The following is a 23,619-nucleotide window of genomic DNA, read 5'->3' as shown; positions in this document are numbered from 1 at the left end:
GGTCCGACGTTCAGAAAAACGCCTGCAGCCCGGTCTGCGCGCGCCCGAGGATGAGGGCGTGCACGTCATGGGTGCCTTCATAGGTGTTCACCGTCTCAAGGTTCACCATGTGGCGCATCACCTGAAACTCGCCGGAAATCCCGTTTCCGCCATGCATGTCGCGGGCTGCGCGGGCAATCTCCAGCGCCTTGCCGCAATTGTTGCGCTTGACGATGGAAATCATCTCGGGCGCGGCTTGTGCGGCGTCCATCAGGCGGCCGACTTGCAAGGACGCTTGCAGGCCCAGCGTGATCTCGGTTTGCATATCCGCGAGTTTCTTCTGGAACAGCTGGGTCTGGGCCAAAGGCTTGCCAAACTGCTTGCGGTCGAGGCCATATTGGCGGGCAGCATGCCAACAGAACTCAGCCGCACCCATCGCACCCCACGAGATGCCGTAGCGCGCGCGGTTCAGGCAACCGAACGGTCCCTTGAGCCCCTGCACGTCGGGCAGCAGGGCGTCTTCCCCAACTTCGACGCCTTCCATCACGATCTCGCCCGTGATCGAGGCGCGCAGGGACAGCTTGTTCTCGATCTTGGGCGCGGACAGGCCCGGCATCCCTTTTTCAAGGACGAAGCCGCGGATCTTGCCGCCATGGGCCTCCGACTTGGCCCAGACCACAAAGACATCGGCGATGGGCGCGTTGGAAATCCACATCTTGGACCCGTTGAGCACATAGCCATTGTCCGTCTTTTTCGCCGTCGTCTTCATGCCGGCGGGGTCGGAGCCCGCGTCGGGTTCGGTCAGGCCAAAGCAGCCGATCCATTCACCCGACGCCAGCTTGGGCAGGTATTTCTGCCGCTGCTCTTCGGAGCCGTAAGCGTAGATGGGGTAGATCACGAGCGAGGATTGCACCGACATCATCGACCGGTAGCCGCTGTCGATCCGCTCGACCTCGCGCGCGACGAGGCCATAGGAGACGTAGGAGCCACCGAGCCCGCCATACTCCTCGGGAAGGGTCACGCCCAGAAGGCCCATATCGCCCATCTCGCGGAAGATATCCGGGTCGGTCGTCTCGTCTGCGAAGGCGCTGATTACGCGGGGGGCCAGCTTTTCCTGGGCGTAGGCGTGGGCGGAGGCCTGGATCATCCGCTCGTCTTCTTGCAGCTGGTCCGCCAGGCGCAGCGGGTCGGCCCAGTCAAAGGACCCGAGGTCCGGGGCGTCCTTGGCTTTGAGGATCTTCGTCTCGATGTTCATGTGCTTCTCCCTCGGGCGATGCGCCGTATTGGCGCCCAATTTGACCCTTATCTAATGCGCGGCACGGCGCAAGACCATGCGACACTGCCACGAGCCGGTCTGATACATTCAAACGATCCGCCGCAGGGCCGCCCGATCCTTGCCTCAATTCAGCCGCATTCGGCGCGCATAGACAGCATATACAATTCTGTCTTCCGGGTGGGGCCGAAGCAAAAGGAGTGCTGGCATGCAGCGCATGATGCAAATTGGGGCCGTTCTGGCCACGCTGACCACGGCGACCGCCGTGTCCGCAGCCGAACACGAGATCCTGATCCTGCCGGACGCCTATTTCCCGTCCATCCTGTATATCGACGACGGCGACACCGTGATCTTCGTCAACCTGACCGAAAGCGACCATAATATCGTTGCCAAGAACGGCAAATGGGCTGTCGGACCGATCGGCCCCAATTCCACGCACTCGATGGTCGTCGAAAAGGGCACTCAGACCACTTTCTATGACGCGGATGTGGTGTCGGAAGAGGACGGCACCTTTCTGGTCGAAGGCAAGATGAGCTTTGGCGAGGCGCCGCTAGATTAATCCTCGATAGGTTCGGTGAGTTCGCGGCCCGACGCCCGGTTGGAATTGACCGTTGTCGACACACGGTGCCAGGTCAAGGCATCCTCCGGGGCGGCCCGCATCAGCGTGGCGGCCCCTTTTCCCTGTTCGCCCAACCACAAGGCAATGTCGTCCGGTTCCAGGATCACCGGCATGCGGTGGTGGATGGTGGACATGGGCGCGTTGGCCCCGGTCGTCACAATGGCGGCTGTCGGTTGCCGGTCCTCTTGTGCGCCGGGTGCGTGCCACTCCTGCCAGACGGCAGCAAAGGCCAGCGGCGCGCCATTGCTGCGCGTGATGTACCACGGCAGGCGCGCGTCGCCCTGCCGCGTCCATTCGTAAAAACCCGACGCGACGATCACCGCCCGCCGTTCACGGCAGGCCATGCGAAAGGCGGGCTTGTCGGCAATCGTTTCGGCGCGCGCGTTGATCAAGAGCGGGCCGTCGTTCGGTTTCTTGTACCAGTGCGGAATGAACCCCCAACGCATCGGCGCCAGCCGCCGCTGCCCGTCAACGGACGTGACCGCATGTACCGGGTTGGTCGGGCAGACGTTGTAATTCGGCACATCCGGCACATCGTTTGCCGGTACGGCATCAAACAGCTGCGCCATGGCATCGGGCGGCAGGGTTATGGAAAATCGTCCACACATGTGCGTATGCGTAGCGCAGCGCGGCGACATGAAAAAGGGGCGGAACATCCGCTCCGCCCCGCGGTGGATCGTAAGGCGCAGGTGTCCTGCGCCCTCGGCCGTTACTTCGCCGTGATCCGACCGTCGGTATAGGGCGTGAACGGCCCCTGCGCGGCCAGGTACTCTGCCGTCACGTCCGCCAGGTCCGGTCCGAAGTCATAGGCGTTTTCGGCATCCACGAACATCGCGTAGCCGTCGCCACCATTGCGCACGTAGTTGTTGCTGACCACGCCATAGACCTTGTCCATCTCGATGGGCGCGCCGCCGACCATGACGTCGCTGACGCGCTCGCCTGCGGGCTTTGACACGTCAAAGGCAAAGCTCATGCCCGCAACCTGCGGGAAGCGGCCCGCGCCGTCTTCGATCTGGCCCACGCCGTTTTCAAGCGCGGCGACAATGGCCGAGCCGGGCACCTGGAAGGTGGACAGCGTGTTCTGGAAGGGCAGCACCGTCAGCACTTCGCCCATCGTGATTTCGCCCGCGTCAATTGAGGCGCGGATGCCACCGCCGTTCTGGATCGCGATCTCGATCCCCTGATCGGCCACCCGGTCGAGCATCGCGTCGGCGATGAGCGACCCCATGGGGCATTCCATCGCGCGGCACACCGAGCGGTCGCCTTCGATGGCTTCGGCGGCTTCGGCGACGACGCGTGTTTTCATCTCTTCGATCGGTGCGCCCATTTCGGCGATGCGGGCGAGGAAGTCGGCATCGGGCTCGACCGAGGCATCGAGCAGCATCGGATCGCCCGAGGCCGCCGTTACGTTGCCGTCATCGTCAAAAGTGACAGTCAGGTGGCCGAGATACTTGGTATAGGCATAGGCCTGCGCGACCGCCGCATCGCCCACCATGGTGGGGTATGCCGGTGTTTCGGCGTCGTCATTGGACATCAGCGTGTGGCTGTGCCCGCCGATCACCACGTCGATGCCGTCTACGGCCTCGGCAATGGCTAGATCCTTGTTCAGGCCCACGTGGTTCAGCGCGATGATGATGTCCACTCCTTCGCCTTGCAGCGTGGCGACGTCAGCCTGCAGCGCCTCGATCTCGTCCTGGAATACGACGTTGGGACCGGGCGAGGAGGTTTCGACCGTGTCGGTGGCGAGCGCCGAGACGATGCCGATCTTCTTGCCGCCCACCTCGAGCACGACGTGGTTTTCGACCTTGCCGCTCAGCGTGTCCTCGGCCGACAGGTCAAGGTTGCCAGAGATCACGGGAAAGCTCACCGCGTCGATGAACTCGGCCAGTTTTGGCGGGCCATCGTCGAATTCGTGGTTGCCGACGGCCATGGCGTCATAGCCGATCTTTTCCATGAACTCGGCCTCTGCCGCACCCTTGTACGTGGTGTAGAAGAGCGAGCCCTGGAACGGGTCGCCTGCGTCCAGAACAACAACGTTCTGGTTGTCCAGGCTGGCCTTCTTGGCGTCGATGGCCGATTTGACCCGCGCCACACCGCCAAAGCATTCGCCTTCGGCCTCGCCCTCGGCATTGCAGGTCGAATCGAAGCGGTTGATCGATTCAATGCGGCTGTGCATGTCGTTGGTGTGCAGAATGTGCAGCGTGTAGTCGGCGGATGCCATGCCAGCGCTCAGCGCCAGGGCGGCCGTGCCCATCAAAAATCGGGTCATGCGGTGTCTCCCTTGTTGAATATGACAGTTACGTGACAGCAATCCGCGCCACGAGTCAAAGCGGTTCCTTAGGGAACGCACGCAACAATTCGGTGACAGCGCGCACTTGACCAGCGCTTGGGCAATGGGCATCAGGCGCTCATGCTGATTTACAAGATTTTCCGCGCCCCGGAATGGGCGGCCCTGCGCGAAAACGGCACCACGCCGGGCGCACCGATTGATGTGCAGGACGGGTATGTCCACTTTTCCACCGCTCCGCAGGCGGCAGAGACGGCGGCCAAGCATTTTGCGGGCGAGGACGACCTGTTCCTGATCGCGGTCGATGCGGATGCGCTTGGCGATGACCTGAAATGGGAGGTGTCGCGCGGCGGTGCGGACTTCCCGCATCTCTACCGCGAGATGCGCCTGTCTGACGTCCATTGGGCCCAGCCGCTGCCGCTGGAAGACGGTGTGCATCAGTTCCCCGCCGGTGCCGGGTTCGACGCATGACTCATATCGACCCGACCCGCGATCAGTTCGACGCGTTCAAGGGCCTGCGCCGCGACACGCCTATCGAGATGCTGAACCTCGTCCGGTTCAACGATCTGGCAAACTATCCCGGCGATCACGAACTGGCCCGCGACGGGCTGACGGGCACGCAGGCCTATGCGCTTTATGGCAAGCACTCCGGCCCCGTGCTGGCAAAGGTCGGGGGCACTATCCTATGGCGCGGCGGGTTTGAAACCGCACTGATCGGCCCGGCGGATGAGGCATGGGATGCCATGTTCATTGCCCGCTACCCCAATTCCGCAGCCTTTCTGGCGATGGTCACCGACCCAGACTACAAACGCGCGGTGGTCCACCGGCAGGCGGCGGTCAAGACCTCGCGCCTGATCCGATGCAGGCCCGCGGATGGGGGCGCGACCTTCGGATGAAACAGGCGCTGGAACAGATCGGCACGCGGGCGCTGCGCAGGCTGGACCCCGAAACGGCGCACGGACTGGCGCTCAAGGCGCTGCACACACCGCTGGCATCCCTGCCCGGCCCCGTCACCAGCGACCGGTTGCGCACGACGCTGGCGGGCATGGACCTGCCCAATCCCGTGGGCCTCGCCGCGGGGTTCGACAAGAATGCCACGGCCATCGCCCCCCTCAGCCGCGCAGGCTTTGGCTGGATCGAGGTGGGGGCGGCCACCCCCCTGCCCCAACCCGGCAATCCCAAGCCGCGCCTTTTCCGGCTGGCCGAGGACGCCGCAGCCATCAACCGCTTTGGCTTCAACAATGATGGGATGGAGGCGATTGCCGCTCGTCTGGCAAAACGCCCCAAAGGCGTGCCCGTTGGTCTGAACCTCGGCGCCAACAAGGACAGTGCCAACCGGGCCGAAGACTTTGCAAAGGTGCTGCAGCACTGTGCGCCGCATATCGACTTTGCCACGGTCAACGTCTCAAGCCCCAACACCGAAAAGCTGCGGGACCTGCAGGGGCCGATGGCGCTGGCCGCCCTGCTTGACGGGGTGATGCAGGTGCGCGGGGATATCCCCGTGTTCCTCAAAATCGCGCCGGACCTCACGGATCAGGACCTCGCCGACATCGCCAAGGTGGCGGAGGACGCGCGGGTGGCCGCCATCATCGCCACCAACACGACGCTGGATCGGGAGGGGCTGCGCAGCGCGCATGCGCGGGAAAAGGGTGGCCTTTCCGGCGCGCCGCTCTTTGAAAAATCCACCCGCGTGCTGGCGAAACTGCACGGCCTGACGCAAACACCCCTTGTCGGGGTTGGCGGCATTTCGAACGCGCGCGACGCTTATGCCAAGATCCGCGCGGGGGCCTCGGCTGTCCAGCTTTACACCGGGCTTGTCTATGGTGGGCTCAGCCTTGCTGCGCGCATCGCGGAAGGATTGGATGAGCACCTGCGACAGGACGGCTTGCAATCGGTCTCCGAAGCGGTCGGCACAGAAACAAGGGACTGGCTGTAGTCTTCTTCTGACCAAAAATACCACGGGTGGTCGTCCTTTGGGCGCCATCGGTCCGAGCCCGATGGACGACGGGCAAGCGCCCCAGTCCTCACCCCGCCGCTCGCTCCAAGGCCGGATACCGCACCCCCAACGTCACCCCACGCGCGACGAATGAAATGAGGAGCGCGGCCCAAAGCCCGTGATTGCCCATCAATGGCAACAGCGCCAGCACCGCCAGCCAATACATCACAAACGAAATCGCCATCATGTTGCGCATGTCGCGCCCACGGCCTGCGCCAATGAAGATACCGTCGAGCATCCAGGCGGCGCAGCCCAGTAGGGGTGCGGCGACCATATACAGCAGATACTCCCGTGCCTCCGCCTGCACCTGCGCGTCCTTGGCCATCACGTCGATCAGCCATGGCCCCGCCAGCAGGAACGCCAGCGCGGTCGACCCGCACACCACCATCCCCCAGATGCTGGTCATGATGGCCGATCGGCGCACCCGGCCCGGATCGCGGCGGCCATAGGCCCGCGCGATCAGCGTTTCAGCCGCAAAGGCAAAGCCGTCCATGGCATAGGCCGTGATATACATGAACTGGATCAGCACCTCGTTTGCCGCCAATGTCACATCGCCAAAGCGCGCACCCAGAAAGACGAAGCTGGAAAAGATGATCATCAGCATCAGCGAGCGCAGCAGGATGTCGGTGTTGAGAAGCGCCATCTTGATCAGCTGTGCCCGGCGCAGCACGCGCGGCCACTCGCGCCAGGCTGCACGGGCAAAGGCGGCACGGCAGAACCACAGGCCAAGGCCAGCGCCGATCACCTCGGCAATGACCGTCGCAATTGCCACGCCGGGCACGCCCCAGCCAAGGCCCAGCACAAAGACGAAGTTGAGGATGATGTTCACGCCGTTCATCACCAGCTGGACCCAGAACACGCCGCCCGTCCGCTCCATCGCGACCAGCCAGCCCGTGAGTGCGTAGACGGCGATGGCCGCGGGCGCGGTCCAGATGCGGATGAACAGGTAGTCGCGGGTCAGGCTTTCGACCTCGGCACTGGCGGGCGACAGCTGGAACGCGGCCCAGAAGATCGGGATTTGCAGCAGGATCAGCGCGGCGCCCCCGACGCCCGCCACCAGCAGCGCGCGGGTCAGCCAGGCCGACACCTCGTCCTCGTCCCCTGCGCCTGCCGCCTGACCCACCAGGCTGACCGTGCCCATGCGCAGAAAGCCAAAGATCCAGTACATCGTGGTCAGGATGATGGCGCCCATGGCCACGGCCCCGATGGGTGCCGCCTCTCCCATCTGGCCCACAACGCCCACATCCACGGCCCCCAGGATCGGCACTGTGGCGTTTGACAGCACGATGGGCACCGCGATCTTCAGCACGCGCCGGTGGCTCAGCGGCGCCGGTGGGGCGGTCGCCTCCATCTACCGTCGCTGCGGCATGACGAAATGCCCCGTGGCCTGGGCAAAGAGCCGGTCGCGGTTGTCCTGCCAGCCTTCGACATGGACCGACGCATAGCGGCGCCCCGAGCGGTTGATGCGCGCCCGCGCATAGGCGTCGCGCGGCAGGCCGGAACGTAGGTAATCGACAGAGAAATCCACCGTCTTGGGCAGCCGCGGCATCCGCACCCCGCCGCCCGGATCGAAATCGAGGCTGCCGTTTTCGATGTCTTCCCAAAGGTACGACCACGACAGGGTGATCACCGCCGTCATCTCCATGAACGCGGCCGTCACGCCGCCATGCAGGGCGGGCAGGAGCGGGTTGCCGATCAGCTTTTCATCAAAGGGCAGCACGCCCGTCAGCTCATCCCCGCGCCGGTCAAAGGTGACGCCGAGATACTGGATGTAGGGCACGCCATCCACCAGCGCGCGCAGCGCGGCGTCGCGGCGTTGCTTGACCACCTGCACGGGTTCGGGCCGCCTCATGCGCTGCCCTCCACCGTGAAGGCGCCGGTGGCGGTGGCGACAGGGTTGTCGGCATCCTCGTCGCAGGCCGTAGCCCGCACGAACGCCACGGAACGGGTCACGTGATAACAGGTGGCGCGGGTCGTGATCGCTTGCCCCGGCGTGGCAGCGCGCATGTAGTCGATGCGCAGATCAAGCGTCGCAGTGCCTGCGAGGTTCTTGGGGTGGCTCATCGCGGCCGCCCCGCAACAGGTGTCCATCAGCGCCGACACCGCGCCGCCGCTGATCACGCCCGTCTCCGGATCTCCGATCAGCTTTGTGTCATAGGGCATCGTGATCACGGCCACGCCGTCGGCCATGTCGGTCAACTGCATCCCCAGATCGCGGGAATGTGGAATGGCTTCAATGAATTGGCGGGCTAACTTCAGTTTGTCGGGATCGGACATTGGGCCTCGTCACGCGGTCTGTAACCCGAGTTATGGGCGCTCTGCGGCCTTCGGGCAAGGCGCCTGTTGCGCGGCCCGTGTCTGCGGCTTAGGTTGAAGTTCAGGGATGGAGACAAGGCAAGCCATGGCAGACGACCGCTTGAGCTTTAAGCAGATGTGCGCGGAATTCGATGTGACCCCGCGCACGCTGCGCTACTACGAGTATATCGAGCTTCTGCAACCAGATCGCGAGGGGCGATCCCGCTTTTACGGCCCCCGCGAATGCGCCCGAATGAAACTGATCCTGCGCGGCCGCAAGTTCGGCTTTCAGCTTGAAGACATCCGGCAGTGGCTGATGATCTATGAAAACGAAGGGACAGAGGCGCAGATGCGCGCCTGGGTCGACTTGGCGGACGGGCAGCTCAAGGAGCTGGACGAGCAACGCAAGCAACTGGATGAGGCGCGGGACGAATTGCAGGGCCTGCGCGACAGCGTGGCGAGCGGGTTGAAGGGCTAGGCCCTGTCGGGCCCCGGCCCCGCCAGAAACTCCCCCAGCGGTTTGAGCGCGTCGATATGCTTGCACAGCACCGACATGGTCACCAGCAGCGGCACCGCCATGATCATGCCCATGATCGACCAGAGCCAGGCCCAGAACGCCACCGCAATCAGGATCACCACCGTGTTCAGGCGCAGCTTGCGCCCAACCAGCCAGGGCGTGACCACCTGCCCCTCGATTGAGGTAAGCGTGAAATAGACCCCCGCCACGACAAAGGCGTCGAACAGGCTGGGCAGGTTCACAAGTGCGACGGCAAAGGACAGGACCAGCCCCACCAGCGCCCCGACAAAGGGCACGAAATTCATCACGAACGCCAAAAGGCCAAAAGCCAGCGGGTTCGGCATGCCCAGCGCGCCAAGTGCGATGCCCACCGCGATGCCCAGACCCGCATTGATCAGCGTGATGTGCAATAGATAGCGCGACACCTCGCGTTCCACGTCATAGGCGATACTGATCGCGCGGCGCTTGTCGGAAAAGTTCGGCATGACCGACACCAGCCGTTCGTGAAACAGGCTGCCCGATGCAAGGATGAAAAAGGTCAGGATCAGCACGAACACGGTCTGCGCCACGATCAGCGGCGCGCCGAGGGCCACTTCGGTCAGGGGGCCGCGCTCTTCCACCACCACTTCGAGCGGGCCATTACCCTCATCTGCCGCTGCGGCTGTTGCGGCGGCCTTGGTGATCTGCTCTTCCGCCTCGACCACGGCGGCGGCCATGCCGGAAAGGTTGCGCAGCTTCCATTCGACCTCTTGCGCCATGCGCGGCGCATCCTCGATCCAGCCTGCCACGGGGATCGCGAGGGCGGCGGCGAAAAAGGCAACGCCCGACAGCAGCGACAGGACGATTGCGGCGGCGCTGACGGGTTGGGGGATGCCGCGCCGCCGAAGCCACCGGCAGGGTCCGCTGAACACCAGGGCCAGGAGGATCGCGAGGATCACTGGCACCACAAAGACGCTGGCGAAGGACAGCGCCGCAAGCACAGCGAGCACAGCCAGCACTGTGATGGCGGCCTTGACGCCACCGTCAAGCGGTGCCGTCGGTGCCGTGGGCTGGTCAATCGCGGCAGACAAGGTGGCGCGCGCGCGCGGCGCGCCAAGGTCAGAGGACAAAGCTCACAATCGCCAGGACAATTACAACAAGTCCAACCAGATAGATAATGCGGTTCATCGCGGTCTCTCCTTTTTCAAGCCGTAGGGCGTGCAGGACAAACCGCGCCCGGGCCGGTTATGTTCCGGCGCGGGCCAAATCAGTGCCTTTCAGGGTGACTGCTTGGCCCGTCAGATCACGGACAGCGTGGCGCATTTGGCCAGGTGGTTGACCTGCTGGCTGGTGCTGCCCTGCACGAGCGAGCCGATGCTGCCCAGGCCCCGCCGTCCGGTGACGATCAGATCGGCGCCGACCTTTTGGGCAAACCCGGTGATTTCTGCGCCAGGATCACCCTGTTCAATCTGCGTGCTGACAACCGCGCTGCCGCATGTCTTGGCCACATCGGTCGCGGCATCGACGATCTTTTGCGCCGCTTTGACCACCTCGTCATGGCTGGGCATGGTCGTGACCGCGTGATAGCCCGCCACCGCCCCAAGGGCAAAGGCCACGGTTTGCGGTTGCGGCGTGTGCACGATGTGGATTTCGCTGCCGTATTTTCCGGCCAGATCGCACGCGATCCGCACCGCATTGTCAGAGGTTTCGGATCCGTCGACACCCACCACGATTTTACTGAACATGCTTCATCCTCCGTTCGCTTGAGCCTTCAGCCTAGGAGATGAGGCGTGTGCCAACCTTGACCTGAATCAACGCCGTATTGGCGCCAATCGGCAGCGCAGCGTGATGGACATCGCCAGAAGACACGGTCGAAAAAATCCAAAAAACCGCTTGACGCACGTCACGGTCACGTCAACCTTGAAAGTGACGCAACGTACAACTTACGTCAACGTCACCTGACGGTTGCATTGAGTTCGCGGCTGTCCCATGTCCTTGCCGTAACACGAGATGCGAGTGATCCGAATGACCGAGAAAACGATGACCATCCGCGAGATGTGCGACGCCTTCGACGTCACGCCGCGGACCCTGCGCTTTTACGAAGCCAAGGAATTGCTGTTCCCGCAGCGCGTCGGCCAAAAGCGCCTGTTCACCAAGCGCGACCGCGCCCGGCTGAAGCTGATCTTGCGCGGCAAGCGCTTTGGCTTCAGCCTCGAGGAAATCCGCCAGCTTCTGGACCTCTATGACATGGGCGACCAGCAACAGACCCAGCTGGCCCGCACCTATGACATCGCGCGCGACCGCATGGCCGACATGGAGCGCCAGCGCGATGAGCTGACCGAGGCCATCGACGACCTTAAGGACCAGTTGAAATGGGGTGAGAAGATGATCGCCTCGATGAACACAGCGAAAAAGGCCGCTGAATAAGCGACAAAGACCCAGGGAGAGAGACTTATGCCAAGCTACACGCCCCCCACCAAAGACATGCAATTCATCCTGCACGACGTCCTGAACGTCACAGGGTCCGACATCCCCGGCTATGATGAGTTGGAAGCCGACTTCACCTCCGCCATCCTGGAAGAAGCAGGCAAGCTGACCTCCGAAGTCCTCGCCCCACTGAACGTCGTGGGCGACAAGGAAGGGTGCCGGTTGGAAAACGGCGTCGTCTACACCCCCACCGGGTTCAAGGACGCGTTCGAGCAGGTGAAAGAGGGCGGCTGGCCCGGTCTGGACATGCCCGAGGAGTTCGGCGGCCAGAACATGCCCTATGTCATGGGCACCGCCGTGGGCGAGATGTTCTCGTCCGCCAACATGGCCTTCACCATGTACCAGGGCCTGACCCATGGCGCGGCCTCGGCCATCCTGGCGCACGGCTCGCAGCAGCAGAAGGAAACCTATCTGCCCAAGATGGTGTCCTGCGAATGGACCGGCACCATGAACCTGACCGAACCGCATTGCGGCACCGATCTGGGCCTGATGCGCACCAAGGCGGCCCCGCAGGATGACGGCACCTACCGGATCACGGGGCAGAAGATCTTCATCTCCGCCGGTGAACACGACATGGCCGAGAACATCATCCACCTGGTCCTCGCCAAGATCGAAGGCGGGCCCGAGGGGATCAAGGGTGTGTCGCTCTTCATTGTTCCAAAAATATGCGTAAACGACGATGGCTCCCTGGGCGCACGCAATGGCGTTTCGGTGGGCAGCATCGAAGAGAAGATGGGCATTCACGGCAACTCCACCTGCGTGATGAACTACGACGACGCCGTGGGCTACCTTGTGGGTGAAGAGCACAAGGGCATGCGCGCAATGTTCACCATGATGAACGAAGCGCGTTTGGGCGTTGGCATGCAGGGCCTGTCCCAGGCCGAGGTCGCGTATCAGAACGCGCTTGAATATGCCAAGGACCGCCTGCAGGGCCGCGACGTGACCGGGGCCAAGGCGCCCGAAAAGCCCGCCGACCCACTGATCGTGCATCCCGACATCCGCCGCTCGCTGATGGAGCAGAAAAGCTTTGCCGAGGGCGCGCGCGCCTTCATCCTGTGGGGGGCGACCATGATCGACGCTGCCCACCGCGCTGGCGACAAGGACGCTGACGGCCTGGTGTCGCTGCTGACCCCGATCATCAAGGGCTTCCTGACGGATGTCGGCTATGACAACACCATCAAGGCCCAGCAGGTCTATGGCGGTCACGGCTACATCGAGGAATGGGGCATGTCGCAATACACCCGCGACGCCCGCATCGCGATGATCTACGAAGGGGCCAACGGCGTTCAGGCGCTGGACCTCGTGGGCCGCAAGCTGGCGCAGGACGGCGGCAAGCACGTGATGGCATTCTTTGATCTGGTCAAATCCTTCATCAAGGACAATTCCGGTCAGGACGAAGCGTTCGACAAGGAGTTTCTGGAGCCGCTCAAGGTGGCCTCCAAGGACCTGCAAGCCGCGGGCATGTACTTCATGCAGAACGGCATGACGAACCCGAACAACGCGCTGAGCGGAAGCTACGACTTCATGCACATGTTCGGCCATGTCTGCCTGGGCCTGATGTGGGCCAAGATGGGCAAAGCCTCACGCGAGGCGCTGGCGAACGGCACGTCTGACACGGACTTCCACGAGACCAAGCTGGCAACCGGTCGCTACTACATGGCGCGGCAATTGCCGGCCACGGCGCTGCACCTGACGCGCATCCAGTCGGGGGCGGATACAGTGATGGCACTGGAAGCGGCAAACTTCTAAAGTCTGTAAGGCGGGGGACACCCCCGCCTTACTTTTTTGGAGGGACCATGCCCAAACGCTTTCGCCTGACCCGCCGCTTTCCCGTGGCCATGACCGAAGACGGCTATCGCCGCCTCAAGCGGTTTGCCGCCGATGCGGGTCTGGACGAGGGCGAGGCCCTGTCGTTCCTGTTCGAGAATTTCGATAGCGTTATGAACGAGGAAAACCTGACAGCCCGCCTGCGGCTGTTCAATTCCGAGTTGGAGGCGCGCAAGCGCTGATCCAATCTCCTGGGGAGGAGAGATATGAAAGATATGGCTGCCGGTCCGTCCACATGGATGACCGAAGAACACCAGATGATCGCCGACATGACGGCGCAGTTCATCACCAATGAATGGGCGCCGCATTTCGACCGCTGGCGCAAACAAGGCGAGATGGACCGCGAGACTTGGGCCCAAGCCGGCGAGCTGGGCCTGCTCTGCCCGTCGATCCCCGAAGAATACGGCGGCGCGGGCGGCGATTTCGGCCACGAAGCCGCAATCCTCATCGAAGCGGCCCGCGCGAACCTCGCGGCCTGGGGCCACGGTATCCATTCGGGCATCGTTGCGCATTACGTGCTGGCCTATGGGACCGAAGATCAGAAACAGCGCTGGCTGCCCAAACTGGTGACGGGCGAATTGGTGGGCGCGCTGGCGATGACAGAGCCGTCAACCGGGTCCGATGTGCAGGCGATCAAGACCCGCGCCACCCTCGACGGCAACGCCTACCAGCTGACCGGTTCGAAAACCTTTATCACCAACGGACAACACGCCAACCTGATCGTGGTCGCGGCAAAGACCGACCCGACCCAGGGCTCGAAAGGCGTGTCGCTGGTCGTGCTGGAAACCGACGGGGCTGAGGGATTTCAACGCGGCCGCAACCTTGACAAGATTGGTATGCACGCCTCGGACACGTCCGAGCTGTTCTTCGACAATGTCGAGATCGCACCCGAAAACATCCTCGGCGGCACCGAGGGCCTGGGGTTCTATCAACTCATGCAGCAACTGCCACAGGAACGGCTGGTGATCGCCTGTTCGGCCGTGGGTGCCATGGAAGGGGCAGTGGAGCGTACCCTGGCCTACTGCAAGGAACGCGAAGCCTTCGGCGGCAACCTCCTGCAATTCCAGAACACCCGGTTCAAGCTGGCGGAGGCCAAGACCAAAACCATGGTCAGCCGGTCCTTTTTTGACGAATGTATGGCCGAACACATCCGCGGGGAACTGACCGTCGACAAGGCCGCCATGTGCAAATACTGGACCACGGACACCCAGGCCTGGGTGCTGGACGAGTGTTTGCAACTCCATGGCGGCTACGGTTTCACCAATGACTACGACATCGGCGGCATGTGGACGGATGCACGGGTGCAACGCATCTACGGCGGCACGAACGAGATCATGAAAGAGTTGATTGCGAGGGCGTTTTGATGCGTCTGGCGGAGCGGCTTGTGTCGGGTCGGCCCTCCGGGGGCGGTTTATTTTGCGAAATGAAGATAGGATCCACCCTGCTTTCCGCGGGCGGTGTCCACCGAGGCCGGGAAAGCAGGGCTTCACTTCGCACATGGCTCAGCCCCGCAGCCTGCCATGCCCATCTACCATCGGGGCATTAACCTTAATGTGGCGTAAACGAGATCATCTTCATTTCGCCAGATAAACCGCACGGGGGGTCCGGGGGGTGTGAAACCCACCGGTCCTGCCTTCTCAATTCTCAAGACCGGAAAGGCCCGCACCCATGACCTTCAAACTGCACTGCTTTGGTGAAAGCGGGAACTCCTACAAGGCGGCCCTCGCGCTGCAACTCTCCGGTCTTGATTGGGAACCGGTCTTCGTCGACTTTTTCGGCGGCGCCGCGCGAACAGACGAGTACCGCGCCCTTAACCCGATGGGTGAGGCGCCTTTGCTTCAGGATGGCGATCACTGTATCAGCCAGTCTGGCGTCATCCAGCAGTACATCACCGACAAGACCGGCAAGTTCGGGGGCGAAGGGGACGACAAATACGAAGTGCTGCGCTGGGTGCTCTGGGACAACCACAAGCTCAGTTCCATGTGCGGGATGACCCGTTTCCTGATGAACTTCCTGCCCGAAGACAAGCGCCCTCAGGAGGTCATTGGGTTCAACCAGGGGCGTCTCAAAGCGGCCTATGCCGTGCTGGACAGTCATCTTGAGGGACGCGACTGGATCGTGGGCGACGGGATCACGAACGCCGATCTGAGCTGCTGCGGTTACCTCTACTACCCCGAACCCTTTGGCTTCGACCGCGCCGACTGGCCCAATATCGACCGCTGGCTGACCAACATATCTGACCAGCCCGGCTGGAAGGCGCCCTACGACCTCATGCCCGGCTCCCCTGCCGATCGTGCGTAAGTTTACCTGAACCGCCGCAACGTCACCCTTGATTAGACCATCCGGTCTACCCCACTTGAAGACAAAGACACGCCACTTGGCAGGAGGACAAACCCGATGACCGAAGCCTATATCTACGACGCGATCCGCACGCCGCGCGGCAAGGGCCGCAAGGATGGTGCGCTGCACGAGGTGACCTCGCTGCGCCTGTCCACGCTGACCCTGAACGCGCTGAAAGAGCGCAACAACATCGAGGGCCACGTGGTCGAGGATGTGATCTGGGGCAACGTCACCCAAGTTATGGAACAGGGCGGCAACCTCGCCCGGACCGCTGTGCTGGCCTCGGACCTGGATGAAGCCATTCCCGGCATCGCCATCAACCGCTTCTGCGCCTCCGGTCTCGAAGCCGTCAACATCGCCTCCAACCAGGTGCGCGGCGGCGCCGGTGACGGCTATATCGCCGGTGGCGTCGAGATGATGGGCCGTGTTGCCATGGGCTCAGATGGGGCGGCCATCGCCGCTGACCCTTCCATCGCCATGGAAAGCTACTTTGCCCCGCAGGGCATCGGCGCGGACCTGATCGCCACCGAATACGGGTTTTCCCGCGATGACGTTGACCAGTATTCGGTCGAGAGCCAGCGCCGCGCGAAAGAGGCGTGGGACGACAAGCGGTTCGAGAAGTCGGTCATCACTGTCACCGACCAGAACGGCCTGCCGATCCTCGACCATGACGAATACATGCGTCCGCAGACGGACATGCAGTCGCTGGGTTCCCTCAACCCCGCCTTTGAAGCCATGGGCAAGGTCATGCCCGGCTTCGACAAAGTGGCGCTGATGAAATACCCGCACCTTGAGCGCATCAACCACGTGCACCATGCAGGGAATAGCTCGGGCATCGTGGACGGTGCCGCCGCCCTGCTGATCGGCAACGAGGAGTTGGGCGAAAAGCTGGGGCTCAAACCCCGCGCACGCATCAGGTCCACCGCGAAGATCGGCACCGATCCCACCATCAACCTGACCGGCCCCGTGCCCGTCACCGAACGCATCCTGGCCCAGACCGGCATGAACATTGGCGACATCGACCTGTTCGAGGTTAACGAAGCCTTTGCCGCCGTCGTCCTGCGCTTCCTGCAGGCCTTTGATGTCGACCACGGCAAGGTGAACGTGAACGGCGGCGCCATTGCCATGGGCCACCCGCTCGGCGCCACCGGGGCCATGATCCTCGGCACACTGCTGGACGAGATGGAGCGGACCGACAAGGAAACCGGCCTTGCCACCCTCTGCGTCGCCTCCGGCATGGGTGCGGCCACAATCATTGAACGCGTGTAAGGGGAGAAGAAAACCATGGCTGACTTTACACTGACCAAAGACGCCGACGGCATCGCGACCATCACATGGGACGTGCCCGGCAAGACCATGAATGTCATGTCCCTCGAAGGGCTTGCGCAACTCAATGACCACATCGACGACGTGCTGGCCGATGACACCGTCAAGGGTGTCGTCATAACCTCCGGCAAGGACACCTTCGCGGGCGGTATGGACCTGAACCTGCTCGCCAAGATGAAGGAAGACGCGGGCGACAACCCCGCCAAGGGCCTCTTTGAAGGCACGATGAAAATGCACGGCCTCCTGCGCAAGATCGAACGCGCGGGCATGGACCCCAAGACCAACAAGGGCGGCAAGCCGATTGCCGCTGCCCTTCCCGGCACCGCCGCGGGCATCGGTCTGGAATTGCCGCTGGCCACGCACCGCACTTTCATCGCGGACAACCCCAAGGCCAAGGTGGGCCTGCCCGAAATCCTTGTCGGGATCTTCCCCGGCGCAGGAGGCACGACCCGTCTGGCGCGCAAGCTGGGCGCGATGGACGCCTCGCCCTTCCTGCTGGAAGGCAAGATGGTGTCGCCCGACAAGGCCAAGGGCAAGCTGGTGGATGAGGTCGTCGCCGACCCCGTTGCCGCCGCCCGCGACTGGGTGCTGAGCGCGACGGACGCCGACCTTGTGAAACCCTGGGACCAGAAGGGCTACAAGATGCCTGGCGGTGCCCCCTACCACCCTGCGGGCTTCATGACCTTTGTGGGTGCGGCCGCGATGGTGAACGGCAAGACCCAAGGGGTTTATCCCGCTGCCAAGGCGCTGCTGAGTGCCGTCTATGAAGGCGCGCTTGTGCCTTTCGACACCGCGCTGAAGATCGAAGCGCGCTGGTTCACCAACGTGCTGATGAACCCCTCCTCCGGTGCCATGATCCGATCGCTCTTCCTCAACAAGGAAGCGCTGGAGAAAGGGGCCGTGCGGCCCCAAGGCATCGAAGACCAACGGGTCAAGAAGCTTGGCGTGCTGGGCGCGGGCCTGATGGGCGCGGGCATTGCGCTTGTTTCGGCTCAGGCGGGCATCGAAGTGGTGCTGATCGACCGCGACCAAGAGTCGGCGGATCGGGGCAAGAACTACTCCGAGAAATATGTCGAGGGCGGCATCAAACGCGGCAAGACCACGCAAGAAAAGGGCGCAGCACTCCTGTCCCGCATCACCGCCACGCCTGATCTGGACGCACTGAAAGGCTGCGACCTGATCATCGAGGCCGTGTTCGAAGACCCAGCCGTCAAGGCCGAGATCACGCAAAAGGTCGAGGCGATCATCCCCGACGACTGCATCTTTGCCTCCAACACCTCGACCCTGCCAATCTCCGAACTGGCGAAGGCCAGCAAGAACCAGGACCAGTTCATCGGCATCCACTTCTTCTCGCCCGTCGAAAAGATGCTGCTGGTCGAGATCATCAAAGGCGCGAACACCGGCGACCGAGCCGTGGCCAAGGCGCTGGATTACGTGCGCCAGATCCGCAAAACGCCTATCGTGGTCAACGACGCGCGCTTCTTCTACGCCAACCGCTGCATTATTCCCTACATCAACGAAGGGACGCGGATGGTCACAGAAGGGGTCGAACCCGCGCTGATCGAAAACGCCGCCAAGATGGTCGGCATGCCGCTGGGTCCGCTGCAATTGACGGACGAAACGGCCATTGATCTGGGCGCCAAGATCGCGCGCGCGACCAAGGCTGCCATGGGCGACGACTATCCCGACAGCCCCTCCGACGACCTGATCTTCTGGCTGGAAGAGTTGGGGCGCATGGGCCGCAAGGCGAACGCGGGCTTCTACGACTACGATGAGAAAGGCAAACGCACCGGCATCTGGCGCGGCGTGCATGACAAGTACCCGCTGATGGACGACCAGCCCGAGTTGACGGAAGTGCAGCACCGCTTGCTGTTCTCTCAAGTGCTCGAAGCCGTCCGCGCGCTGGAAGAAGGCGTGTTGATGGACATCCGCGAGGGCGATGTGGGCGCGATCCTCGGCTGGGGCTTTGCCCCTTGGTCCGGCGGTCCGCTTAGCTGGCTCGACATCATCGGCGCGCCCTACGCCGCCGAACGGTGTGATCAGTTGGAAGCCAAATACGGCGAACGGTTCAAATGCCCTGACCTGCTGCGCGAGATGGCGGAAAAGAACCAAAGCTTCTACGGCCGCTTCGGCCCCGACGCAGCCAAGGCCGCCTGACCGTAGGGTGCGCAGTCACTGCGCACCGCACCGAAACACCAAAAGGGGCTGTGCATCGCGCGGCCCCTCTTTGCTGTTAAGTCAGCTGGGTCAGTTCACCCAGCGCAGATACAAAAGTTCGCTTTCGGGCACGCCCCCCTCACGGATTGCATCCGGGCGCACCCCGTATTTCTGAAACCCCTGACGCTTGTAAAACGCAATGGCCCGCGCATTGTCAGGTGCCACCGTCAGCTCGATCTGTTCGACGCCACCCGCGCGTGCCTCTGCCAGAACGCCCTGCATCATCACCTGCGCGGCGCCTGATCCCTGCCGTGAGGGTGTGACGTAAAACGGCCCCAACTCCGCCCGGTGCCGGATGCGTCGCAACCGCTGCGGGCGGTAGCCGCAGAACCCGACAAGGGTTTCGCCCTCGAACACGCCACGCAGTCCGCCGAATTCCAGCGCCGTCTGCGCCCGCGCCTCGTCCATCTCGCGCACTTCGTCCAGTGTCACCAGAAAGCCGTCCGGAGCGACGCGCGCACCTTCTATCCGCATCGCGAGCCAGGCGGAGGCGTCTGCGGCAGTGAGCGTGCGATATAAAAACATGGCCGTCCGTCCCGATGAACTACTACCGCCATTGTGTAGCGACCCGCACAGGGCGTTTGAATATCGCGCGCCCACAGCGGCAAGGACCGGCCGACGCCCCGTCGGGTGCACAGTCTTTGCGCACCGTCACCGCTTGCGCGTAAACACCATCTTCTGCTGCGCCAGTTTCTCCGGCGCGCCCTCCCACGCATAGAACAGAAGCGCAGGCACATGGTCGGCGACCGTGATGCGGTGCAACTGCTCCGGCGGGTTGAAGATCAGCGAGCCGGGGCCGTAGACACCCTGATCGTTCTCGGACACAGCCCCCGACAGGCAGATGTAGCTTTCCGTGATGCCGTCATGGGCGTGCGCAGGATAGGTGCAGGCGGGGGCAAACAGGACCAGCCCCAGGATCACCTCGTTCGTGATCACCGGCCCGCTCGGCCCGACCAATTCCGCATACGCAAACTTCCGTTCCAACCCGCGCGGCACTTTTTCATATCCGTATTGCCAGGTCAGCCGGTGCCGGATCGCATCCAGCGAGCGGATGAAGGGCGCGTGCCGCTCCATCCGTCCATTGTCGAGCGCGCGGCGCAGGTGCTGGGTGACGGGCTTATCGGCAGGTTCGGGAAAGCGCACCTCGGCATTCGCCTTGATCACCCGGTTGATGCGTTCCCGCACACTGCGCTGATGGGTCCGGATCTTGGCACTGCCGCCCGCAGACTGACGGCGGTAAAAATCGTAGCTGTCGCGCAGGACATAGGTCCAGTCCGGGTGGTCCTTGAGGGTAGAGCGGTCAGACATTGGCGTGCCAAGATTTGTTGCGGTCCTACCCGCCCACATGGCCGCAAATTCAGCGCTGCGCAATGCAGGGATGGTCCAACCGCTTGGCTTGTGAATAGCCGCACGCTGCGGTGCCCAATCCTTGCTCAGCAGGGACCGCCGACGATCGCGCCAAAAGGCGCAGCTGCTGATCGCCAAAGTGCACAGGGCCGCCCATGTACAGACGGCCCCGCGCGCATATGCTTAGGCTGCAAAGCCCAGCTTCGACACGTGAATTTCGAATGTCGGGTGCATCTCGGCGCCGACGATCTCGGGCTTGTGGTGGCGGTAGATCGACCGCCAATAGGGCTGCACCACCACGCCTTCGTCCTGCATGATCTGCTGCAGCTTGGCCATCACCTCCCGCCGCTGATCGGCGTCGGCAATCGCGAGCGCATCCGACAACAGGCTGTCGAACTCTTCATTGGCGAACGCACTCTCGTTCCACGGCTCGCCCGACCGATAGGCCAGCGCCAGCACCTGCACACCCAGCGGGCGCTGCGCCCAGTCGGTGGCCGACAGCGGGTACTTCGCCCAGTCGTTCCAGAAGGTCGAGCCGGGCAGGATCGTCCGGCGCACCGAAATGCCCGCATCGCGCAACTGACCGGCGGCGGCATCCGACGTGTTCTTGCGCCAAGTGTCGTCGATGGAGATCAGCTCATGCTCGAAATCCGCCATGCCCGCCTCGGCCATCAGGGCCGCAGCGCCTTCGGGGTCATGCACCGGGGCCGGCAATTCGGCATATTCGGGGTGGATCGGCGACACGTGGTGGTTTTCACCCACACGCCCGTTGTTGTTGAAGCCCAGTTCCAGCAGCACGTTGTTGTCGATGGCCATCGCCAGCGCCCGGCGCACACGCGCGTCGGCATAGGGGGTTTGCCCGTCGACCTCCGCCGCCTGGTTGGCGCGGATCACGACGGTGTTGGCGGTCACGGCCTCGGACTTCGTCCATTCGAGCGTATCGAACAGCTCGATGAACTCGCCCAGGCTTTCATAGATCATGTCGACCTCGTCCGCATCGACAGCGGCAAAGATCGCCGCCTGATCGGTGCCGAAGTCGATGTACTCGATCCGGTCCAGATAGGCGCCCTCGCCCCACCAAGCATGATCGGGGTTCTTTTCCAGCACGGCGCGTATGCCGACTTCGAATTCGCCGGGCAGGTACGGACCGGTGCCGATGGGATTGTCCAGCGGATCGCCGCCAAAGCTCTGGTGTACAACAGCCGCAGGATAGTCGGAGAAACCCGCAATCAGCGTAATGTCGGGCTGGCCCAGGACCAGACGCACGGTTTTGTCGTCGACCACCTCGATCGCGCCCTCGCGGGCCACGCCAGTGTCGGCATCGACCAGCGACGCCATGCGCGATGCCATCGAATTGCCCTCGACCTCCCGTTCGCACCAGCGCGCGATGTTGAAGGCGACGTCGGCCGCCGTGAACGGATCGCCATTGGACCAGGTCACGCCCTCGCGCACGGTCAGAACGTATTCGGTGGCATCCGCGTTGACCTCCCACCCCGACAGCAGCATCGGCTCAAAGCTACCGTCGATCTGGTATTCGACAAGGTATTCCAGGTAGCCACGGGTATAGTTCGACATCTGCGGCCAGTCATAGGTGCGCGGGTCTTTCAGCGCCTTGACCGTGGATTCGATGCGCAGCGTACCGCCCGACTGCGCATGGCCTGCGGCCCGGGCGGGGCGGGCCATGCCAAGCAGGCCATAGGCGGCGGTGGCCGTGACACCCAGCGACGTCGCGCGGGTTAGGAATTCGCGCCGCGACAGGGATCCGGCGGACACCTCCTCGGCATAGGCGCGCGCTGCGGGATGAACATAGGAAGGATGGTTCATGAAACTGAAAACTCTCGTCTGTTGGAAAAGAGATGGGGCAGCGGCATGTGTTGAGGCTGCCGGGCGCGCGCTCATCGCGGCCGTTACGACAAGGAGATAGGTCAAATGCGACACAATCAATCAAAAACGACAGATTCGGACCGAACAGACGGGGCCGTGCCTTGCACTTTTGCAAGTCCCCCCGCAGTTCGGGCGGATCGCAATGGCCAGACGCTCCGTTACGGTGGCGACCACGGCAGAGCGCAAGGGGGGGAGACCATGACCGACAGAACCACCATACCGATGCACAAAAACGTCCTGGGCCATGGCGGCCTGATCGTGTCGCGCATGGGGCTGGGCACCATGACATTCGGGGTCGAGACGGAGGCGGAAGAGGCGCACCGCCAGCTTGACCTCTTCGTGGACCACGGCGGCACCATGATCGACACCGCGGACGGCTATGGTGCAGGCGCCTCCGAAAAGATCATCGGCGATTGGGCCCGCGCACGCGGTGGGATGAACGACCTGATCCTCGCCACCAAGGGCCGCTTCGCCCCGCCCCCCGGCAGCCATGGCGCCTCGCGCCGCAGCCTCGTGCGGTCCATCGACGCCAGCCTCACGCGGCTTGGGGTCGAGGCGATCGACCTCTACTATGTCCATGGCTGGGACATCCACACCGACATCGCCGATACGCTGGGCGCCCTTGGCGACCTGCGCGCAGCGGGCAAGCTGCACCATATCGGCTGGTCGAACCTGACCGCCTGGCAGTTGCAAAAGCTGCTGGCGGTGGCCGAGCGGTACAACCTGCCCAAACCCATCGCGGTGCAGCCACAATACAATCTGCTGGAACGCGGGGTCGAGCTGGAGCTGATGCCCTGCTGCCTTGAGGCGGGTATCTCGCTGGTGCCCTGGTCGCCTTTGGGCGGCGGCTGGCTGACCGGCAAATACAGCGCCGACGCGCGACCGACTGGCGCAACCCGGCTGGGCGAAAACCCCGCGCGCGGGGTCGAGGCCTACGACCTGCGCAACACCGATCACACCCATGCCGTGCTGAATGCGGTATCCGATGTGGCCAACCAAACCGGGCGACCACCGGCGCATGTCGCGCTGGCCTGGCTTGCGGCGCGGCCCGGCGTGGCCTCGATCCTGCTGGGCGCGCGGACCCTCGCGCAGCTCAAGGACAACCTGGCCGCAGCCGACTTCACGCTCACGGATAGGCAGATGGAAACCCTAACGGCAGCATCGGCCCTGCCGGCCCTGCCCTACCCCTACAACTTCCTGCGCGACCTGTGCGGGATGGACGTCTGGGACAGGCTCGGCACCTGAC

24 protein-coding genes are annotated in these 23,619 nt (G+C 63.3%); 13 read left to right on the top strand and 11 right to left on the bottom strand.

What is annotated here, in order from left to right; genetic code table 11:
- Window positions 1-10: 10 nt before the first annotated feature.
- Window positions 11-1,234, bottom strand: a complete 1,224-nt coding sequence (locus tag BWR18_RS03240) for an acyl-CoA dehydrogenase (protein WP_076626683.1) — start codon at window positions 1,232-1,234, stop codon at window positions 11-13.
- Window positions 1,235-1,460: 226 nt separating this feature from the next.
- Here BWR18_RS03240 and BWR18_RS03235 point away from each other — a divergent pair, with 226 nt between their 5' ends.
- Entirely contained in the window at window positions 1,461-1,811 is a 351-nt protein-coding gene (locus tag BWR18_RS03235; protein WP_076626682.1) for a cupredoxin domain-containing protein, read from the top strand.
- Here BWR18_RS03235 and BWR18_RS03230 read toward each other — a convergent pair.
- Together BWR18_RS03230 and BWR18_RS03225 are read right to left on the bottom strand one after the other, a co-directional pair.
- Window positions 1,808-2,479: an SOS response-associated peptidase gene (locus BWR18_RS03230; protein WP_076626681.1), complete on the bottom strand. Its 672-nt coding sequence runs from the start codon at window positions 2,477-2,479 to the stop codon at window positions 1,808-1,810. The genes BWR18_RS03235 and BWR18_RS03230 overlap by 4 nt on opposite strands.
- A gap of 101 nt (window positions 2,480-2,580) precedes the next feature.
- The gene (locus tag BWR18_RS03225) at window positions 2,581-4,140 is read right to left on the bottom strand and encodes a bifunctional metallophosphatase/5'-nucleotidase (protein ID WP_076626680.1); all 1,560 of its coding nucleotides are present in this window, start codon (window positions 4,138-4,140) and stop codon (window positions 2,581-2,583) included.
- A 141-nt stretch (window positions 4,141-4,281) separates the two neighbouring features.
- On the opposite strand from BWR18_RS03225, the gene BWR18_RS03220 reads away from it, so the two are divergent.
- The 3 genes from BWR18_RS03220 to BWR18_RS03210 are packed head-to-tail and all read left to right on the top strand — an operon-like array spanning window position 4,282 to window position 6,094.
- Window positions 4,282-4,629: a DUF952 domain-containing protein gene (locus tag BWR18_RS03220; RefSeq protein ID WP_076626679.1), complete on the top strand. Its 348-nt coding sequence runs from the start codon at window positions 4,282-4,284 to the stop codon at window positions 4,627-4,629.
- On the top strand, window positions 4,626-5,054 hold the full coding sequence (locus tag BWR18_RS03215; protein WP_076626678.1) for a DUF1330 domain-containing protein: 429 nt from the start codon (window positions 4,626-4,628) through the stop codon (window positions 5,052-5,054). Before BWR18_RS03220 ends, BWR18_RS03215 begins: the two co-directional genes overlap by 4 nt.
- Complete coding sequence (locus tag BWR18_RS03210; protein WP_076626677.1) at window positions 5,051-6,094, top strand: quinone-dependent dihydroorotate dehydrogenase; 1,044 nt, start codon at window positions 5,051-5,053, stop codon at window positions 6,092-6,094. Before BWR18_RS03215 ends, BWR18_RS03210 begins: the two co-directional genes overlap by 4 nt.
- A gap of 88 nt (window positions 6,095-6,182) precedes the next feature.
- Here BWR18_RS03210 and BWR18_RS03205 read toward each other — a convergent pair whose 3' ends face one another.
- The 3 genes from BWR18_RS03205 to BWR18_RS03195 are packed head-to-tail and all read right to left on the bottom strand — an operon-like array spanning window position 6,183 to window position 8,431.
- The gene (locus tag BWR18_RS03205; RefSeq protein WP_076626676.1) at window positions 6,183-7,505 is read right to left on the bottom strand and encodes an MATE family efflux transporter; all 1,323 of its coding nucleotides are present in this window, start codon (window positions 7,503-7,505) and stop codon (window positions 6,183-6,185) included.
- Window positions 7,506-8,006 carry a PaaI family thioesterase gene (locus tag BWR18_RS03200; RefSeq protein ID WP_076626675.1) on the bottom strand — a complete coding sequence of 167 codons (501 nt, stop codon included), beginning with the start codon at window positions 8,004-8,006 and terminating at the stop codon, window positions 7,506-7,508.
- Window positions 8,003-8,431, bottom strand: coding sequence for a PaaI family thioesterase (locus tag BWR18_RS03195; protein ID WP_076626674.1), 429 nt, complete (start codon window positions 8,429-8,431; stop codon window positions 8,003-8,005). Before BWR18_RS03195 ends, BWR18_RS03200 begins: the two co-directional genes overlap by 4 nt.
- 124 nt (window positions 8,432-8,555) lie before the next feature.
- Here BWR18_RS03195 and BWR18_RS03190 point away from each other — a divergent pair, with 124 nt between their 5' ends.
- Entirely contained in the window at window positions 8,556-8,927 is a 372-nt protein-coding gene (locus tag BWR18_RS03190; protein WP_076626673.1) for a MerR family transcriptional regulator, read from the top strand.
- Here the strand turns inward: BWR18_RS03190 and BWR18_RS03185 are convergent.
- Window positions 8,924-10,075, bottom strand: a complete 1,152-nt coding sequence (locus BWR18_RS03185) for an AI-2E family transporter (RefSeq protein ID WP_083957625.1) — start codon at window positions 10,073-10,075, stop codon at window positions 8,924-8,926. The genes BWR18_RS03190 and BWR18_RS03185 overlap by 4 nt on opposite strands.
- A gap of 168 nt (window positions 10,076-10,243) precedes the next feature.
- A complete protein-coding gene (locus BWR18_RS03180; RefSeq protein WP_076626672.1) occupies window positions 10,244-10,690 on the bottom strand; it encodes a universal stress protein in 447 nt (148 codons plus the stop codon).
- A 280-nt stretch (window positions 10,691-10,970) separates the two neighbouring features.
- On the opposite strand from BWR18_RS03180, the gene BWR18_RS03175 reads away from it, so the two are divergent.
- The 7 genes from BWR18_RS03175 to BWR18_RS03145 all read left to right on the top strand — a co-directional run bounded on the left by BWR18_RS03175 (window position 10,971) and on the right by BWR18_RS03145 (window position 19,082).
- Window positions 10,971-11,372: a MerR family transcriptional regulator gene (locus tag BWR18_RS03175; RefSeq protein ID WP_076626671.1), complete on the top strand. Its 402-nt coding sequence runs from the start codon at window positions 10,971-10,973 to the stop codon at window positions 11,370-11,372.
- 27 nt (window positions 11,373-11,399) lie between these two features.
- On the top strand, window positions 11,400-13,181 hold the full coding sequence (locus tag BWR18_RS03170) for an acyl-CoA dehydrogenase C-terminal domain-containing protein (protein WP_076626670.1): 1,782 nt from the start codon (window positions 11,400-11,402) through the stop codon (window positions 13,179-13,181).
- A gap of 47 nt (window positions 13,182-13,228) precedes the next feature.
- Window positions 13,229-13,441 (top strand): hypothetical protein, encoded by a 213-nt coding sequence (locus BWR18_RS03165; protein WP_076626669.1) that lies wholly within the window; start codon window positions 13,229-13,231, stop codon window positions 13,439-13,441.
- Window positions 13,442-13,474: 33 nt separating this feature from the next.
- The gene (locus tag BWR18_RS03160) at window positions 13,475-14,623 is read left to right on the top strand and encodes an acyl-CoA dehydrogenase family protein (protein ID WP_076630088.1); all 1,149 of its coding nucleotides are present in this window, start codon (window positions 13,475-13,477) and stop codon (window positions 14,621-14,623) included.
- Between the two features lie 304 nt (window positions 14,624-14,927).
- On the top strand, window positions 14,928-15,560 hold the full coding sequence (locus tag BWR18_RS03155) for a glutathione S-transferase family protein (protein WP_076626668.1): 633 nt from the start codon (window positions 14,928-14,930) through the stop codon (window positions 15,558-15,560).
- 96 nt (window positions 15,561-15,656) lie between these two features.
- Window positions 15,657-16,868: an acetyl-CoA C-acetyltransferase gene (locus BWR18_RS03150; RefSeq protein WP_076626667.1), complete on the top strand. Its 1,212-nt coding sequence runs from the start codon at window positions 15,657-15,659 to the stop codon at window positions 16,866-16,868.
- A 15-nt stretch (window positions 16,869-16,883) separates the two neighbouring features.
- Window positions 16,884-19,082, top strand: a complete 2,199-nt coding sequence (locus BWR18_RS03145) for a 3-hydroxyacyl-CoA dehydrogenase NAD-binding domain-containing protein (RefSeq protein WP_076626666.1) — start codon at window positions 16,884-16,886, stop codon at window positions 19,080-19,082.
- Window positions 19,083-19,172: 90 nt separating this feature from the next.
- Here BWR18_RS03145 and BWR18_RS03140 read toward each other — a convergent pair whose 3' ends face one another.
- The 3 genes from BWR18_RS03140 to BWR18_RS03130 form a co-directional block, all read right to left on the bottom strand.
- Window positions 19,173-19,667: a GNAT family N-acetyltransferase gene (locus BWR18_RS03140; RefSeq protein WP_076626665.1), complete on the bottom strand. Its 495-nt coding sequence runs from the start codon at window positions 19,665-19,667 to the stop codon at window positions 19,173-19,175.
- Window positions 19,668-19,793: 126 nt separating this feature from the next.
- Entirely contained in the window at window positions 19,794-20,450 is a 657-nt protein-coding gene (locus BWR18_RS03135) for a dimethylsulfonioproprionate lyase family protein (protein WP_076626664.1), read from the bottom strand.
- Between the two features lie 222 nt (window positions 20,451-20,672).
- Entirely contained in the window at window positions 20,673-22,313 is a 1,641-nt protein-coding gene (locus BWR18_RS03130; protein ID WP_076626663.1) for an ABC transporter substrate-binding protein, read from the bottom strand.
- A 258-nt stretch (window positions 22,314-22,571) separates the two neighbouring features.
- On the opposite strand from BWR18_RS03130, the gene BWR18_RS03125 reads away from it, so the two are divergent.
- Window positions 22,572-23,618, top strand: coding sequence for an aldo/keto reductase (locus BWR18_RS03125; protein ID WP_157598636.1), 1,047 nt, complete (start codon window positions 22,572-22,574; stop codon window positions 23,616-23,618).
- Window position 23,619: the final 1 nt, after the last annotated feature.

Origin of the sequence: Tateyamaria omphalii, from assembly GCF_001969365.1 — a bacterium.
GTDB classification, from domain to species: domain Bacteria; phylum Pseudomonadota; class Alphaproteobacteria; order Rhodobacterales; family Rhodobacteraceae; genus Tateyamaria; species Tateyamaria omphalii_A.
This window is presented reverse-complemented; position numbering and strand designations above follow the sequence as displayed.